The sequence below is a fragment of the uncultured Caulobacter sp. genome (genome assembly GCF_937900395.1).
GTDB lineage: Bacteria > Pseudomonadota > Alphaproteobacteria > Caulobacterales > Caulobacteraceae > Caulobacter.
In genome coordinates this window covers 1-15,799 of sequence record NZ_CALCDX010000242.1, presented here as the reverse complement: position 1 = coordinate 15,799, position 15,799 = coordinate 1, and the positions used below count along the sequence as shown (strand labels likewise).

9 protein-coding genes are annotated in these 15,799 nt (G+C 66.5%); 6 read left to right on the top strand and 3 right to left on the bottom strand.

Translation table 11 applies throughout. The features are described 5' to 3' along the window. Positions 1–2,124, bottom strand: coding sequence for a phosphocholine-specific phospholipase C (locus Q0379_RS22365; protein WP_299016932.1), 2,124 nt, complete (start codon positions 2,122–2,124; stop codon positions 1–3). 162 nt (positions 2,125–2,286) lie between these two features. Here Q0379_RS22365 and Q0379_RS22360 point away from each other — a divergent pair, with 162 nt between their 5' ends. Both Q0379_RS22360 and Q0379_RS22355 read left to right on the top strand, forming a co-directional pair. Then, positions 2,287–3,006 (top strand): UTRA domain-containing protein, encoded by a 720-nt coding sequence (locus Q0379_RS22360; protein WP_066681072.1) that lies wholly within the window; start codon positions 2,287–2,289, stop codon positions 3,004–3,006. Positions 3,007–3,074: 68 nt separating this feature from the next. Beyond that, positions 3,075–4,406, top strand: a complete 1,332-nt coding sequence (locus Q0379_RS22355) for a DUF5690 family protein (protein ID WP_299016929.1) — start codon at positions 3,075–3,077, stop codon at positions 4,404–4,406. A gap of 133 nt (positions 4,407–4,539) precedes the next feature. On the opposite strand, the gene Q0379_RS22350 is transcribed toward Q0379_RS22355, so the two are convergent. Then, positions 4,540–6,672 (bottom strand): copper-translocating P-type ATPase, encoded by a 2,133-nt coding sequence (locus Q0379_RS22350; protein ID WP_366519345.1) that lies wholly within the window; start codon positions 6,670–6,672, stop codon positions 4,540–4,542. Between the two features lie 620 nt (positions 6,673–7,292). On the opposite strand from Q0379_RS22350, the gene Q0379_RS22345 reads away from it, so the two are divergent. The 4 genes from Q0379_RS22345 (at position 7,293) to Q0379_RS22330 (ending at position 14,130) form a co-directional block, all read left to right on the top strand. Continuing rightward, the gene (locus Q0379_RS22345) at positions 7,293–8,333 is read left to right on the top strand and encodes a LacI family DNA-binding transcriptional regulator (RefSeq protein ID WP_299016924.1); all 1,041 of its coding nucleotides are present in this window, start codon (positions 7,293–7,295) and stop codon (positions 8,331–8,333) included. A 295-nt stretch (positions 8,334–8,628) separates the two neighbouring features. Continuing rightward, positions 8,629–11,538, top strand: a complete 2,910-nt coding sequence (locus Q0379_RS22340) for a TonB-dependent receptor (protein WP_299016921.1) — start codon at positions 8,629–8,631, stop codon at positions 11,536–11,538. Between the two features lie 188 nt (positions 11,539–11,726). Further along, the gene (locus tag Q0379_RS22335; protein ID WP_299016918.1) at positions 11,727–13,319 is read left to right on the top strand and encodes an alpha-L-arabinofuranosidase C-terminal domain-containing protein; all 1,593 of its coding nucleotides are present in this window, start codon (positions 11,727–11,729) and stop codon (positions 13,317–13,319) included. A gap of 70 nt (positions 13,320–13,389) precedes the next feature. Then, on the top strand, positions 13,390–14,130 hold the full coding sequence (locus Q0379_RS22330; RefSeq protein WP_299016915.1) for a FadR/GntR family transcriptional regulator: 741 nt from the start codon (positions 13,390–13,392) through the stop codon (positions 14,128–14,130). Positions 14,131–14,133: 3 nt separating this feature from the next. Here Q0379_RS22330 and Q0379_RS22325 read toward each other — a convergent pair whose 3' ends face one another. Further along, a complete protein-coding gene (locus Q0379_RS22325; protein WP_299016911.1) occupies positions 14,134–15,693 on the bottom strand; it encodes a glycoside hydrolase 43 family protein in 1,560 nt (519 codons plus the stop codon). Positions 15,694–15,799 lie beyond the last annotated feature (106 nt).

Below are 15,799 nucleotides of genomic sequence, written 5' to 3'. Positions count from 1 at the left end.
TTACAGGCGCATGCGCCCGATGCCGGGATCGGTGCGGCTGGCCCGCCCGGTCTCAAGATGCCCGGCCAGCCGCTGAATGAAGCTGGGATCATCCGCGTGGGTGAGGGTCAAATCGTACCAATGGTCGCTGCCGCGAAGATCCCAGACGGCCTGGGTGGTTTCGCCGGCCCTCAGGCTGATGCTCTGACGCGCCTCGCCGTCGGACAGGGGATAGGCCTCGTCCATCTGGGCGATCACGACGCCGGCCTTTTCGGCCTTCAGCTTGACGAGCAGGCGCGACCGCGCGTCGGGCAGGACCTTGATGGAGGGCTGTGTCCTCGACGCGTCGCCCGCGAAGCGGCGGTAGAAACCGTTGGGCCCATGGACGGTCAAGTCATAGGGCCCAGGCGCCTGGCCCGCGCGGTTCCAATGCCCCGCCGCATAGGCTCGCCCCGCCGCCAGGGTGAAGCGCCAGGGACCGTCGCGGTCAGTGTTGTCGAACACCTGGAACACCGCGCCCGCGCGTCCGGCGTTGACCAGGTCGATCCAGACCTTGCCATTCTTTACGCGCAAGTCGGCCGACAGCAGGTAGGGCAGGGCGCGGGCTCCGCGCTGCGGGCCGTCCTGCGCCGACGCGGTCTGCACCGCCGGGATGCGCAGGCTGGGCGCGGCCTTGGAGCGGGCCACGCGCTGGATGTAGTCCGTCGTCGCCGGCAGGGTCAGGGCTGACCAGTCCTTGTTCGGCGCGGCGAAGTCGAAGGCCGATGTCAGGTCGCCGCAGACCGTCCGACGCCAATCGCTGATGTTCTCCTCGCGCACCCCAAAGCGGCGCTCCAGGAACCGCAGGGTCGAGGTGTGGTCAAACACCTCGGAGCAGACGAAGCCGCCGCGCGTCCACGGCGAGACGATGATGGCCGGCACACGAATGCCCAGGCCCAGCGGGTGAGCGCCCTTGTTCTCGACGTCGGCCTGACCGTAGTCCTTGCTCTCGCCGGCGACCGAGACCGAGCTCCACCCTTGGTCGGCGGTCAACGGCGGCATCGGCGGCTGCATATGGTCGTAGAAGCCGCCCGCTTCGTCGTAGTTGATGATGAAGACGGTCTTAGCGAACACCTCGGGGTGATCGACCAGCGCCTTGACCAGTTCGGCGCAGACGTGCTCGCCCTTCGAAGGCTCGGCCTGGGGGTGTTCGGACAGGTCCGCGGCGGTGACGATCCAAGAAACCTGAGGCAGGCGATCGGCGGCGACATCGGCGCGGAAGGCCTCGACCAACTGTTCGCCATCCGACCGGGTGCGGTCGGCGCCGGTCTTATGCTCCGACACCCATGAGCGCCCTCGCTCATAGAGCAGCGAGTCCTTGGCGCACGGGCGGAACGGCTTGAACACCGACAGGATGTTGTCGCCGAAGTTGTCGTATTCCTGATAGACCTTCCAGCTGATCCCGGCCGCCTGCAGCCGTTCGGCATAGGTCGTCCAATCGTACGGGCCCTTGGCCATCGGCTTGTCCGTGGCCATATCGGCGCTGGGCGTCTCGTCCTCGCCGTAGTTGCTCATCTCTGGGTCGCCGCCGACCTTCCCCCCGCCGTTACAGCCCGTCCAGAGGTGCAGGCGATTGGGATAGGTCTGGGTCAGGGTCGAGCAGTGATAGGCGTCGCAGACGGTGAAGGCGCTGGCCAGCGCATGGTAGAAGGGCAGGTCGGAGGCCTTGTAATAGACCATCCGCTTGTGCAGTTCGCCGCTATGCCCCCATTGGTCATAGCGCCCGCCGTTGACGATGGTGATGGCCGCCTGATGGCCCTGATCGGAGCCGTCCACCGTGTAGGCGTTGGTGGCCGAGGCGTCGCCATGGAAGGGCGCGACAAAGCCGTCCGGATGCTCGCGGCTCGGCTGGCGCCAGACTGACGCTCCGCCCGGCAGACGCTGCGGCCGAGGGTCGCCGAAACCTCGGACCCCGTTGAGTGTCCCGAAGTAGTGATCGAACGCCCGGTTCTCCTGCATGAAGATCACGACGTGCTCGACGTCCATGATCGTGCCGGTTCGATTGCGCGCGGGGATCGCCAAGGCGCGCGCGATGGTCGCCGGCAGCATGCCCGCGGCGGCGCCGGCCGCGGCGGCGCGCAGAAGCGAGCGTCGATCGGTGACCATGATCTGTCTCCCACAATGCAATTTGGTATAGACCAGATTGACGCGAAGGTTTCGTGACATTTTGGGGCGGGGCGCGTCGAACCCGATCGGGTTCCTTGACCCCGGCAAGCCCCCCTCCCATCCTCACGGACGGCGGGATTCGACCGCTGGCCAGGTCGTTCGATGCAACAGCCCGAAAGTCTTCAGTATCTCGGCGTGCGTGACGACATCGCCGCCCGCATCACGGCCGGCGAATTCAAGCCCGGCGAGCGGCTGCCTTCCGAGCGTCAGCTGCAGATCGGCGGGGGCGTGGCGCGGGGCACCGTGCGAGAGGCCTTGTTCCAGCTCGAAGCCGAGGGGATCATCTACCGGAAGGACCGCAGCGGCTGGTACGTTTCACCACCGCCCGTGGTCTACGATCCGACGCGCTGGGAGGGCTTCATGTCCTACGTCGAGGCGCAGGGACGGCGCCCCGAAACCGAAACGCTGAGCAAGGTCGAGATCACCTGCGATGGCATTCTGGCCCAGATCTTCTCGCGTCCGATCGGCGCGCCGATGTACTGGATCCGTCGGCGCCGTTCGATCGACGGCCGCGCCGTGCTGATCGAGAGCATCATCGTCGATGGCGCCCGCGCTCCGGGTCTGATCGAACACGACCTGAATGGTTCGCTGACCAGCGTCCTGAAGACAGTCTATGGCATCGGCGTGGCGCGCAACAAGGTCGACATGCGACCCTGCGCCCTGACGCGCGACGAGGCCGAAGCGCTGCGCGTGAAGTCCGGCCTGCCGGGCCTCAGTCTCGTGCGGACCTGCTATGACGCTCAAGGAAATGTCGTCGAGTTCGATCGCGAATACTGGCGACATGACGCCTTGACCGTCAGCGTCGACATTCGGGTCCGTTAGCGAGATCGCCGTCATCGAGCCGACATGTCCGTGGTCTAGACCAAGTCAGTTTATCGAAGGGCGTATTCATGACATTCGGTCCTCGGCGCTGGCTTGAGCGCGCCAATCCGCTGGCCTTCGCGTTGTTCGCGGGATTGGCTGGGTTCTGCGCCTATTTCTCGATGTACGCCTTCCGCAAGCCGTTCGCCGCGGCGACCTTCGGCGCTGTCGAAGGCTGGACCTTCGTGGTCGACTACAAGATCGCCCTCGTCCTGGCTCAGGTGCTGGGCTACGCCTTGTCCAAGTTCATCGGCGTCAAGGTCATCTCGGAGATCGATCCCGCCCGTCGAGGCGCGGCCATCCTTGGCTTGATCGGCGCCTCTTGGGTGGCTCTCCTGGGCTTCGCCCTGGTTCCCGCGCCCTGGAATGTCGCGGCCCTGTTCCTGAACGGCCTGCCGCTGGGCATGATCTGGGGGCTGGTGTTCGGCTACATGGAAGGGCGTCGGACCTCCGAGGTCCTAGGGGCCATCCTCTGCGCCAGCTTCATCCTCTCCTCGGGCGTCGTGAAGTCGGTCGGCAAATGGCTGATGAGCGACTTCCACGTCTCTCCGTTCTGGATGCCGGCCGCCACCGGCGCGGTGTTCATGCCGTTGCTGGCGGTCTCGGTCTGGGCGCTGAGCCAACTTCCGCCGCCGAACGCCGCCGACGAGGCCGCTCGGGTGCGCCGCCAGCCGATGGACGGCGCCCAGCGCCGGGCGTTCCTGGCGACCTATGCCCCCGGCATCGTTCTGCTGGTGCTTTCCTATGTTCTGCTGACCGCGCTCCGCGACTTCCGCGACAACTTCGCCGCCGAGATCTGGGCCGCGCTGGGCTTTGGCAAGGCCTCGGACGTCTTCACCGCAAGCGAGCTGCCTGTCGCCGTCATCGCCCTGGGCGTTCTGGGCGCGGTGATGCTGGTGAAGGACAATCTGCGCGCGCTGCTCGTGATGCATGGCGTGATCTTCACGGGCTTCGTCCTGCTCGGCGTCTCGACCCTGGCCTTCCAGGCGCACATGCTGTCGCCGCTCGCCTGGATGGTCCTCACCGGGGCGGGCGTCTATCTGGCCTATACGCCCTTCAACGCGATGCTTTTCGACCGCATGGTCGCTTTCAGCGGCCAGGTCGGGACGGCGGGCTTCCTCATCTATGTCGCCGATGCGTCGGGCTATCTCGGCAGCGTCGCGCTGCTGATCTGGCGCAACTTCGCCATGATCGACCTCGACTGGCTGCACTTCTTCGTCGCTAGCATCTACGCAACGAGCCTTTTTGGCGCCGCCTGCACCGTTCTCGCCGGCCTCTATTTCGTCGCCCGGTCCCGGCGCCCGAGAGAGGAGGGCGTCCCGCGAATGGACGCCATGGAGGCCCCTCCGTCGTCAACCTAGAGACGCGGCGGCGCTAGTTCGCTGTGATGCCTGACTCGATAAGCCACGACTGACTCCAATATCGAGTGATCAGACTCCAAAATGCGCGACTAATCTTCGGCCTAGCCTGGCGAGGGGCGTTGCATAACGCCTTTTAAGACGCGGCTCGGCGTTTCCTCGTGTCTTCTCCGTCACGCCCCTCAAGCCGGACGCCGCGCAGGCGCAGGGCGTTGGCGACGACGCTGACCGACGATAGCGCCATGGCGCCGGCGGCGATCGCCGGCGACAGTCGCCAGCCGAACATTGGATAGAGCGCGCCTGCGGCGATTGGAACGCCGGCGACGTTGTAGGCGAAGGCGAAGAATAGGTTCTGGCGGATGTTGTCCATCACCGCCTGGGACAGGCGGCGCGCCATCACCAGGCCTTGGAGGTCGCCGCGCAGCAGGGTCACCCCAGCGCTTTCGATCGCGACGTCCGAGCCCGCGCCCATCGCCACGCCGACTTCCGCCGCCGCCAGGGCTGGCGCGTCATTGACCCCATCGCCGGCCATGGCGACCCTGCGGCCGTCCCCGCGCAGCTTCTTGACCACGGCCGCCTTCTCGGCGGGCAGGACATCGGCCTCGACCTCGTCAATGCCTAGGCCTCGCGCCACGGCTTCCGCAGTGGTCCTGTTGTCGCCCGTGAGCATGACGATCCGCACGCCCTGAGCGCGCAAGGCCACGACGGCGGCCTTGGTGGTCGGCTTGACCGGATCGGCGATGGCCAGCGCCGCCGCCACCGCTCCGTCCACGGCCACGAATATAGCCGTCGCGCCTTGGCGCCGCAGGTCGTCGGCCTGGGCGGCGAGGACCTCTGTCGACAGGCCAAGCTCGGCCAGGAACCGGGCGGAGCCGATCGCGAGGGACCGGCCATCGACCTTGCCCACCACGCCCTTGCCGACAGGGGAGTCGAAATCCTGGGCAGGCAGCATGGACAGACCTCGGCCGGCGGCCGCCCGCACGATCGCTTCCGCCAGGGGATGCTCGCTGGCCCGCTCCAGGCTCGCGGCCAGCCGCAGAATCTCGTCCTCGGCGTAGCCGGGCGAGACGCGAATGGCGGTCACCGTCGGCCGCCCCTCGGTGAGGGTGCCCGTCTTGTCGACGACCAGGGTGTCGATGTTCTCGAAGCGCTCCAGCGCCTCGGCGTTCTTGATCAGAACACCCGCGCGGGCGCCCCGGCCGACGCCGACCATGATCGAAAGCGGGGTGGCGAGACCCAGCGCGCACGGGCAGGCGATGATCAGCACCGACACCGCCGTCACCAGGGCGAAGGTCATGCGGGGCGGCGGCCCAAACACCGCCCAGCCGGCGAAGGCGAGGAGGGCGACGAGAATCACCGCCGGAACGAACCAGCCGGCGACCCGGTCGGCCATGCGCTGGATCGGCGCGCGGCTGCGCTGCGCCTCTGCGACCATCGCCACGATCTGGGCGAGCAGGGTATCGGCCCCAACCTTGTCGGCCCGCATCACGAACGAGCCGGTCTTGTTGAGCGCGCCGCCGATCACCTTGTCGCCGGGCGACTTGTGGACCGGCATCGACTCTCCGGTCACGAGAGCCTCATCGACGAACGCCTCGCCCGAAACAAGCCGGCCGTCGACCGGAATCTTCTCGCCGGGACGTACACGCAGTTCGAACCCGACCTCGATCGCGTCGACGGCGACCTCGACGTCATCGCCGTTGACGACGCGGCGGGCGGTCTTGGGCGAGAGGCCCAGCAAGGCCTTGATCGCTCCCGAGGTGTTTTCGCGCGCCCTAAGCTCGAGCACCTGGCCCAAAAGAACCAGGACCGTGATGACGGCGGCGGCTTCGAAATAGATCGGCGCCGAGCCATCGGGGTTGCGGAACGCGGGTGGGAAGATGTCCGGAGCCAGGGTCGCCACGACGCTATATGCCCAGGCCACGCCGACGCCCATCGCGATCAGGGTGAACATGTTGAGCTGGCGCGTGGCCACCGAGCGGGCGCCGCGCTCCAGGAATGGCCAACCGCAGCCGAGCACCACGGGCGTGGCGAGAATGAACTGGATCCAGTTGGAGAGATGAGGCGGGAGGTGAGAGCCCATCAAGCCAACGTGGCCGCCCATTTCCAGAGCGAAGACCGGCGCTGCGAGCCCAAGCCCGACCCAGAACCGCAGCGTCATGCTCTTCAGCTCAGGGTTGGGCCCAAGGTCGGGGCTTGCCGTCAGCGGCTCCAGCGCCATGCCGCAGATCGGGCAAGCCCCAGGTTCGGAACGGCGGATCTCCGGATGCATGGGACAAGTGTAGATCACGCCCTTGCGGACCGGATCGAGCGCCGGTCCGCCGTTGGGAACGCCAGCGGAGTCGTTCTGGTGGTGGAAACGATGTTCGGATGGTTGGGACATCGCACGCTCCGGTCACACGGCCATTCGAGACCAATACCCGAAGGCGACCATCTCCGCCCGCTTGAACAGCGCAATGGACGATCCGCCAAGGGTGTTGGTGAGCAAGCCGGTACAGTGCTAGCGCTGGCGCGATTTGCCGACGGGCACCAGTCGAACAATTGGAGTCGCCCAGTCGCAGGGTTGGAGTCAGAAAATCGCGAAAACGCGGAACGACGTGGCAACTCGTAACGGCGCAGCTGCGACTCGCAGAATTAGGAGTCAGTGACAGCGGTCGGCGCGTTTAGTGGATGCGTCTTCTGAGTTTCGGGACGCGAAGATCAGGGCAGGAAATGGCTGCTCAGCAAGAAGCAGCTTCTCGTGGCTTATTCGTCTAAGATATATTATCGGAAATAATCATTGTTCCGCTATGGCGAAGGCTTGACGCCAAGCCAGCGAGCTACAAAACAGCATTCGACGGGCCGATCGATGTTTCGCGCCAGCCGTCGCGCGATTTTGGGAGACGAGCGAGATTGGCGAAGAATTCTGGAGCCATTCGCGGTCCCACCATCATCGACGTCGCGGCCCAGGCCGGCGTGTCGCCCATGACGGTGTCGCGCGTGATCAACGATCGCCCGGGCGTTGGCCCCGAGACCCGCCAAGCGGTCAATGAAGCCATTCGCGCCCTCGGCTACACGCCGAACGTCGCCGCGCGCAGCCTGGTGACCTCGACCGAGCTGCGGATCGGCGTGGTCTATTCCAATCCCAGCGCCGCCTTCATGAGCGACTTCCTGACAGGCGTCTTTGAGGAAGCGTCCATTCGCGGCGCTCGCCTCATTCTCCTCAAAGGCGGCGAAGGCGGACGTCCCCCTGGCGCAGCGGACCTGAAGGCGCTGGTGGCGTCTGGCATCCGCGGCGTGATCCTGGCTCCGCCGCTGGGCGAGTCGCCCGTCGTCCTGCGCGCGCTCAGCAAGGCCGGCCTGCCGATGGCCGCCGTCGGCGCTTATGGCGTCGAGGATGCGATCAGCGTGCGGATCGACGACCGTCGCGCCGCCTATGAGATGACCCGCGAACTGATCGGCCTTGGGCATAGCCATCTAGGCTTTATCCTCGGCAACCCCGATCAGGCCGCCAGCGGCCAACGCCTGGCGGGCTTCCAGGACGCCGTGCGCGAGGCTCCGGGCGTCACGACGGTGGTCGCCCGCGGCGATTTCAGCTTTGCTTCCGGGCTGGCCGCCGCCGAACAGCTGCTGGAAGCGACGCCGCCGCCGACGGCGATCTTCGCCAGCAATGATGACATGGCGGCCGCGGCCGTCTCCGTAGCGCATCGCCGCCATCTGGACGTGCCGCGCGAACTGACTGTGGTCGGTTTCGACGATACGCCCGCCGCAGTGACTCTGTGGCCGCCGTTGACCACCGTCCATCAGCCGGTCCGCAAGCTGGCCGCCGAAGCGCTGGGCCTACTGACAGCCGAGATCGCCAGGACCGCACAAGACCGCCAAGCCCCGCGCGAGCACGTTCTCGAACACGAGATCGTCGCGCGCCAGTCCACGGCGCCGCCGTCGCTTGCCTGAAACCGACGCCCCGGAGCCTCCAGCCCCGTCCGCAATGACTATTATGTCGGAGTATTGACTCCCTCCCCGCATCAGCATACCACCGGTATGGTAACGTTACCGTTCCCACCAAGAAGGGGGCGACGACGTGAAAAAGAAACGCGCGAACGCAACGACGTCGCGCGCATTGGGAGGGAAATCGAAAATGCGTGCCACGGGCATGAACCATTCACGCGCGCCGCTGCCGTCGGCGCGAACCGGCGCAGACGAATTCGCCGTTGGAGGCGCGCCAGGTAGGCTGCGGGGACAGGCGCTGATGTCCGCGGGCGCGGCCGCGCTGATGTCGATGCTGGTCGTCGGACCGACCCTGGCGCAATCGGCGCCGACGCCCAAGCCCCCCTCCTCCGCCAGCGACGACTCCGTGGTCAGCGAAATCGTGGTCACCGGCACGCGGATCCAAACCACTGGCTTTACCGCCCCGACCCCGACCTCGGTGATCGGCGAAGACCAGATTCAGAACAACGCCCAACCCAACGTCTTCGCGACGATCGTGCAGCTGCCGTCGCTGCAGGGGTCCAGCGGCTCGGCTACCAACACCTTCAGCACGTCCAGCGGCCAGCAGGGCCTGAGCTCGTTCTCGCTGCGCGGCCTGGGCACCATCCGCACCCTGACCCTGCTGGACGGCCAGCGCGTGGTCGGCGCCTACTACACCGGCGTCACGGACGTCAGCCTGTTCCCACAACTGCTGATTCAGCGCGTGGACGTGGTGAACGGCGGCGCCTCGGCCTCGTACGGCTCCGACGCCGTGGGCGGCGTCGTCAACTTCATCACCGACACCCGCTTCGAAGGCCTGAAGGGCAATATCCAGGCCGGCATCTCGAAGTACGACGACAACGAGCAGGGCATGGTGCAGTTGGCGGGCGGCCGCAGCTTCGCCGGCGACCGTGTGCACGTCGTCGGGAGCGTCGAGTGGGCCAAGGAAGACGGCGTCGGCCCGGGCGATTTCGGCCTCGACTTGGCCGGTGACCGCCACTGGTTCACCCAGACGACGATGATCAATCGCAACGTCGTCGACGATAAGTCGCCGCAGTATCTGATGCGCGACAACGCCCAGCCGTACGCCTACACCAAGTACGGCCTGATCACGGCCGGGCCCCTGCAGGGCATCGCTTTCGACCAGAGCGGCCAACCGTTCCAGTTCCAGTACGGTTCGGGCGGCGTGCCGTCCAAGACCGCCGGCGGCGCCGTTCTGGGCTGTCTGCCGGGCTTCTGTGTCGGCGGCGATCTGTCGGGCAATGTCGATAGCGGCCGCACGCTGCAGTCGGCGATCGAACGCAAGGTCGGCTACGGCCGCATCGGCTACGACTTCGCCGAGAACAACGAGGCCTACGTCTCGTTCAACCTGGGCCAGGTCAAGACCAGCAACCAGCCGGTCAACGGCATGAACCGGACCGGCCTGACGCTGCAGTGCGCCAACCCGTATCTGCCGGCCTCGGTGCGCGACGCCTGCGCGACCGCCGGGATCACCAGCTTCCAGTTCGGCACCAGCAACGCGCTGCTGCCTAACACCAAGGTCCACACCGATCGCCGCATGTACCGCGTCGTCGCCGGCCTGAAGGGCAAGTTCGCCGCGATGGGCTCCGACTGGTCGTATGACGCCTATTACGAGCATGGCGTCAACAAGGCCGCCGTCGACGTCGACCACATCCTGCTGACGCCGCACTTCAACCAGGCGATCCAGGCCATCACCTTGAACGGCGCGATCGTCTGCGCCGATCCTGTGGCGCGCGCCAATGGCTGCCAGCCGCTGAACATCTTCGGCGGAAAGCCGCCCTCGGCCGCGGCGCTTGAGTATGTCCAGCCCGCCGCCGGGCCGTTCCAGCGGCTGCGCATGACCCAGGATGTCGCCAGCCTGAGCTTCTCGGGCGCGCCGGTCGACTTGTGGGCCGGTCCGTTGTCGGTGGCGTTCGGCGCCGAGTATCGCCGGGAGTTCTATACTGTCCGGGCCGACCCCTACGGCGCCGGGATCGCCGATCGCAGCCCCAATGGCGGCGCCTATCCGGCCGATCCGCTGATGTCGTCGCTGGGCAACAACTGGCACGCCGGCAACTACAAGAACGGCGACGGCGTCTACAACGTCAAGGAAGCCTTCCTGGAAATTGACCTGCCCCTGTTCGACAACGACAAGGCCGGTCGCGCCAACTTCAACGCCGCCGCGCGGGTCACCGACTACAGCACGTCGGGCACGATCTGGACCTGGAAGGCCGGCGGGACCTGGGACACGCCCTTCGACGGCCTGCGCTTCCGTGGCGTGACCTCGCGGGACGTCCGCGCCCCGAACCTGTCGGAGCTGTTCGCCGCCCCGGTCACCACCACCCTGCCGAACTTCTTCGACCCGGAGAGAAACCGGAACGTGGTGGCGATCCAGAACGCCATCGGCAATCCAAACCTGACGCCGGAAATCGCCCGCAACACCCAGATCGGCGTCGTGCTGGCCAACCCGTCCTGGCTGCCAGGCTTCAGCGCGTCATTCGACTACTACAAGATCAAGGTCGACGACGTCATTTCCAGCCTGGGAGCGGCCCAGATCGTCGACTACTGCTTCCGCAAGATCCTGCCGCAGACCTGCGGCGCCTATAACCTCAATCTCGAGCCTAACGCCCGCAACTACATCAACGTCCAGTCCTTCAATCTGGCGTCGATCAAGACCAGCGGGTTCGACATCGAGGCCAGCTATCGCTGGCGCCAACCGCTGGGCCTGCCGGGCAACTTCACCCTGCGCGCCCTGGCCACCCATATCCGCGAGTTCTGGACCGACTCGGGCCTGCCCGGCACCGTTCCGGTCGATTCCGCGGGCGTGAACCAGGGCAACACCCCTCACTGGAAGTGGCTAGCGATCCAGAGCTACGAGACCGACCGCTTCAGCGTGACGTTGCAGGAGCGTTGGTTCACCGACGGCAACTACGGCAACCAGTACGTCGTGTGCGCTCCGGGAACCTGCCCGGTCTCGACGGCGAACGCGCCGACGATCGACAAGAACTTCATGCCTGGCGCGTTCTACATGGACGTCGGCGGGACCTATAAGATCCGCGACGACGTGACCGCCTACTTCAAGGTCGACAACCTGTTCGATCGCGATCCGGCCAAGTCTCCGAACTACGCCAATCCGGCGCTCTACGACATCGTCGGCCGGATGTACCGCGCCGGCGTGCGCTTCAAGTTCTGATGACCTCGCTGGCGCGGCGCGTGTCCAGACGCGCCGCGCCAGCGAGCCTGTCGAAGGATCCGGACTCGCTTGATCCGTCTATTTGTCTGACTATTATCGCGGCAGCGCCATGACGCGCATTCACGCGCCGTACGCAAGGCGACGCCGTTAGGGGTGGCTTTTGAGCGCCGCCGCCAGAGGGAGATGACATGTTCCGATTTGCCGGCCCGCTGGCCGCCTCCGCCATCGCCCTGACCTTGGCCGCGACGCCCGCCCTGGCTCAGTCTAGGGCCGACGCGCCGATCCCGCTGCGCATCGAGGCCGGATCGCCCGGCGCCAAGATCGATCGGAACATCTTCGGGCAATTCGCCGAGCACCTCGGAACCGGGATCTACGGCGGCGTCTGGGTGGGCAAGGACTCCTCGATTCCCAATGTTCGTGGCATCCGCCAGGACGTGGTGGAAGCGCTGCGGGCTATCAAGGTGCCAAACGTCCGCTGGCCGGGCGGCTGCTTCGCCGACGAGTATCACTGGCGCCACGGCATCGGTCCCGTCGAGGCGCGTCGCAAGACGATCAATTCCAACTGGGGCGGCGCGGTCGAGCCCAACACCTTCGGCACCGACGAGTTCATGGACTTCGTCAGCCAGATCGGCAGCGAGGCCTATGTCTCGGTCAATGTCGGCTCCGGCACGGTCCAGGAGGCGGCCGAATGGGTCGAGTACATGACCGCCGATCCCGCCACGACCGCGGGCAAGGAACGCGCCGCCAACGGTCACGTAGAGCCTTACAAGGTCAAGTTCCTCGGCATCGGCAACGAGAGCTGGAGCTGCGGCGGCGCGATGCGCGCCGAGTACTATGCCGACGAGATGAAGCGCTACGCCCGTTTCGTCCGCAACTATAACCCCAAGCAGACCGGCGCCGAGGCGATGCAGCGCATCGCGGTCGGTCCAAACCAGGCCGATCCGGCCTACACCGAGGCGGTGATGGCGGCCCAGAAATCGCATGACTGGGCCTGGAACATCGAGGGCCTGTCCCTGCACTCCTACACGACCGGCGGCTGGCCGCCGTCGTATTCGAGCACCAAGTTCGACGAGACCGCCTACGCCAAGCTCCTGAAGGAGACGCTGGGCATGGACGATCTAGTCGCCAAGCACTCGGCGATCATGGACAAGTACGATCCCGAGAAGAAGGTGCCGCTGGTCGTCGACGAGTGGGGCGTCTGGCTGGCGCCGCTGGAAGGCACCAATCCCGGCTTCCTGGTCCAGCAGAACTCGCTGCGCGATGCGATCGTCGCAGCCCTGAACCTGAATATCTTCGCCCGCCACGCCGATCGCGTGCGGATGACCAACATCGCCCAGATGGTCAATGTCCTGCAGGCCATGATCCTGACGGACAAGGACAAGATGGTCCTGACCCCGACCTATCACGTCTACAAGATGTACCTGCCCTTCCAGGACGCGACCTTCGTGCCGGTCAGCCTGGACAAGGGCGTCTATACGCAGGGCGATATCACCCTGCCCCGCGTCGACGCCATCGCCGCCCGCGACACCCAGGGCAAGCTGTGGCTGGCGGTCACCAATCTCGATCCTTCGCGGCCCGCGAAGATTTCCGCGAATGTGGCTGGAAGCAAAAGCGGCTCTGCGAAAGGTCAGGTCCTGACTGCGGCCCGCGTGGATGCGGTCAACACCTTCGACGCCCCGGGCGTGGTCGTTCCCAAGCCGTACTCCGCCAAGGCCGGCGCCAAGGGTCTCGATCTAGACATCCCCGCCAAGTCGGTGGTCGTCGTCCAGCTCCAGCCGTAAAGGGCTCGTAACTTGCCAAGGGTAACACGGTTGCGCTTATAGAACCCGAACGCCGCCAGGAGTCTGACGCATGCCGACCGAAGAGCCTGAGACCAAGTCGATCCCCAAGTCGACGAGAGGCTCCGGTCGGCGTCTGCGCGGCGCGGTGGCCCACTACCTCGGCACGGCGATCGTCTCGGGCCAGATCGCGCCCGGCGAGAAGCTCACCGGCGAGATCGCCAACGCCGAGGCGCTCGACGTGTCGCGCAGCGCCTATCGCGAAGCCGTTCAGGTGCTGACCGCCAAGGGCCTGGTCGAAAGCCGCCCCAAGGCCGGCACCCGCGTGCTGCCGCGCAGCCGCTGGAACATCCTGGATCCGACCGTCCTGGCCTGGGCCTTCTCGGCCAGCGAGCCGGACGTCACCTTTGTGCGGGATCTCTTCGAGCTGCGGTCGGTGGTCGAGCCCGCCGCCGCGCGCTTCGCCGCCGAGCGCCGCGACAAGGACGATATCAAGGCGATGAAGGACGCCCTGGCGGGCATGCGTCGTCATACCCTGGCGACCGAGGCGGGGCGAGCGGCCGACAAGGCGTTTCACGACGCCCTGCTGCGCGCCACCCACAACGACGCGATGATCGCCCTCAGCGCCAGCATCAGCGCCGCGGTCAGCTGGACCACGGAGTTCAAGCAGCGCTCGCGCGCCCTGCCCCGCGATCCGGTGCCCGATCACGCCAAGGTCTGCGACGCCATCGCCGCCGGCGACCCCGAAGCCGCCAGCGCGGCGATGCGGACTCTGGTCGAGCTGGCGCTCGAGGACACCCGCTCGGCGATGTGAGCCTTACGGCTTCGATAGCGTGAAGCTGTCCACGTCCAGCCGCCCTTCCCCACCCTTGGGGTTGTAGCAGAACAGGCCGTATTGCTCGCCCTGGAAGGTGCCGGTGCGCCAGTCGTAGGCCAGTGGGAAATCCCCCGGCAACGCGATCCAGGCCTTGCCGTCTAGGCTGTAGGCCAGGGCCGACTTGTCGGTGGTGAAGTCCATCTCGACCGACAGCCACAGGTCCTTCAGCGGGACCTTGACCGAAGCGCCGCGCGGCGTCGTGACGGGGCCGGCCTGGGTGCTCTCGATCAGTCGGGCGGTGAGCTCCCCCTGCCCCGCGGCGTTTCGAGTCAGCACGATCTGGCTGGAGAACTTGCCGAACGTGCCCAGGCCGCAGGCGTCGCCGGCGGCGAGGCCGCGCGCGTCGACCTTGACCACGGCGCGGCTCTTGGGCCCCTGCCCCTTCTGAACCAGCGTGTTGCGCGCGCTCCAGAATTCCATCGCCCGGGTCGTCTTGAGCCGCAGATAGCCGGGACGCTCCCTGAGCGACCAGCGGCGGTCGTCGGGATTATGGTTCCACTGCCATTGGCGGCCCAGCGTCGGCTTGCCGAAATCGTCGGAACTGGGCGGCTCGACGAACGGCTTGCCCAGGATCGGCTTGGCGGCGGTCGCGGGGACACGGCCCGGCGCCTCCGGCGTTCCCCAGACCGGCCAATCGTCTTGCCAGAAGATCGGGCTGATATTGGTCACCCGGCCGATCGCGCCCGCATCCAGCATGACGAAGCCGTACCAGCCGCCGCCGGGCAGATCGACCAGGGCGCCCTGGTGGCCGCCGGTCTTGTCGTCGATCTGGTCGCGGGTCTCCCACGGGCCCGTCAGGGATCGCGCCCGCGAAACCGTCATCCCAAGGCGTCGCGGAATGGAATTGAAGATGTAATACCAGCCCTCGCGCTTGATCAGCTTCGAGCCCTCGGCGCCCTTGATGTAGTGGATCTTCTGGGCGCTGGTGACGGCCGTCAGGTCGGCGTTGAGCGTCAGCAGGGTGATCGTTCCGTCGGAACCGATCGAGGTGGCCATATAGGCTTGGCCGTCGTCGTCGATGAACAGGGCCGGATCGAACGCTTCGCGGTCGAGCTCGTGCATCGCCCACGGCCCGCGCACGTCGGCGGCCGAATAGATGCGCGTCGGACGTCCCACCGGCGTGACCGCGACGTAGAAGCGCCCCTTGTGATAGCGCAGGCTCGGCGCGTAGACGCCGTGACGATAGTCGCCGCCGTCGGCGAGGTCGTACTTGGGATTGCCCGTCAGCCTGGGCATCACGTGGCTGGCGATGTCCCAGTTCACCAGGTCCTTCGAATGCAGGATGGTGAGCCCCGGCGCGTTCACGAAGGTGGTCGAGGCGAAGTAGAAATCCTCGCCGACCCGGATGATGTCGGGGTCGGGATAGTCGGCGTTGAGCGGCGGGTTGCGATAGGTCCCGTCGCCGGCGTCCGAGCGCCAGACCTGGGCCTGAGCTAAGCCCGTCCCCGCGACCAGCGCGAGGGTCGCGGCCAGCATGGCGCGTCCGAAAACCTTGGCCATGCCGGCCTCCCTAAACTCTGTACTGGTGACTAATGGTTATCCCTGGGCAGACCCTTGGTCTGGGCGATGCGCTGGTATTTGACGGCGGGTTCGAGGACGGCGCCGG

Bases quoted from the DNA above. Each gene is read 5' to 3' on its own strand.
- Q0379_RS22330 (WP_299016915.1), top strand. From the start codon at position 13,390: ATGCCGACCGAAGAGCCTGAGACCAAGTCGATCCCCAAGTCGACGAGA.
- Q0379_RS22350 (WP_366519345.1), bottom strand. From the start codon at position 6,672: ATGCATCCGGAGATCCGCCGTTCCGAACCTGGGGCTTGCCCGATCTGC.
- Q0379_RS22335 (WP_299016918.1), top strand. From the start codon at position 11,727: ATGTTCCGATTTGCCGGCCCGCTGGCCGCCTCCGCCATCGCCCTGACC.
- Q0379_RS22355 (WP_299016929.1), top strand. From the start codon at position 3,075: ATGACATTCGGTCCTCGGCGCTGGCTTGAGCGCGCCAATCCGCTGGCC.
- Q0379_RS22340 (WP_299016921.1), top strand. From the start codon at position 8,629: ATGTCCGCGGGCGCGGCCGCGCTGATGTCGATGCTGGTCGTCGGACCG.
- Q0379_RS22360 (WP_066681072.1), top strand. From the start codon at position 2,287: ATGCAACAGCCCGAAAGTCTTCAGTATCTCGGCGTGCGTGACGACATC.
- Q0379_RS22365 (WP_299016932.1), bottom strand. From the start codon at position 2,124: ATGGTCACCGATCGACGCTCGCTTCTGCGCGCCGCCGCGGCCGGCGCC.
- Q0379_RS22325 (WP_299016911.1), bottom strand. From the start codon at position 15,693: ATGGCCAAGGTTTTCGGACGCGCCATGCTGGCCGCGACCCTCGCGCTG.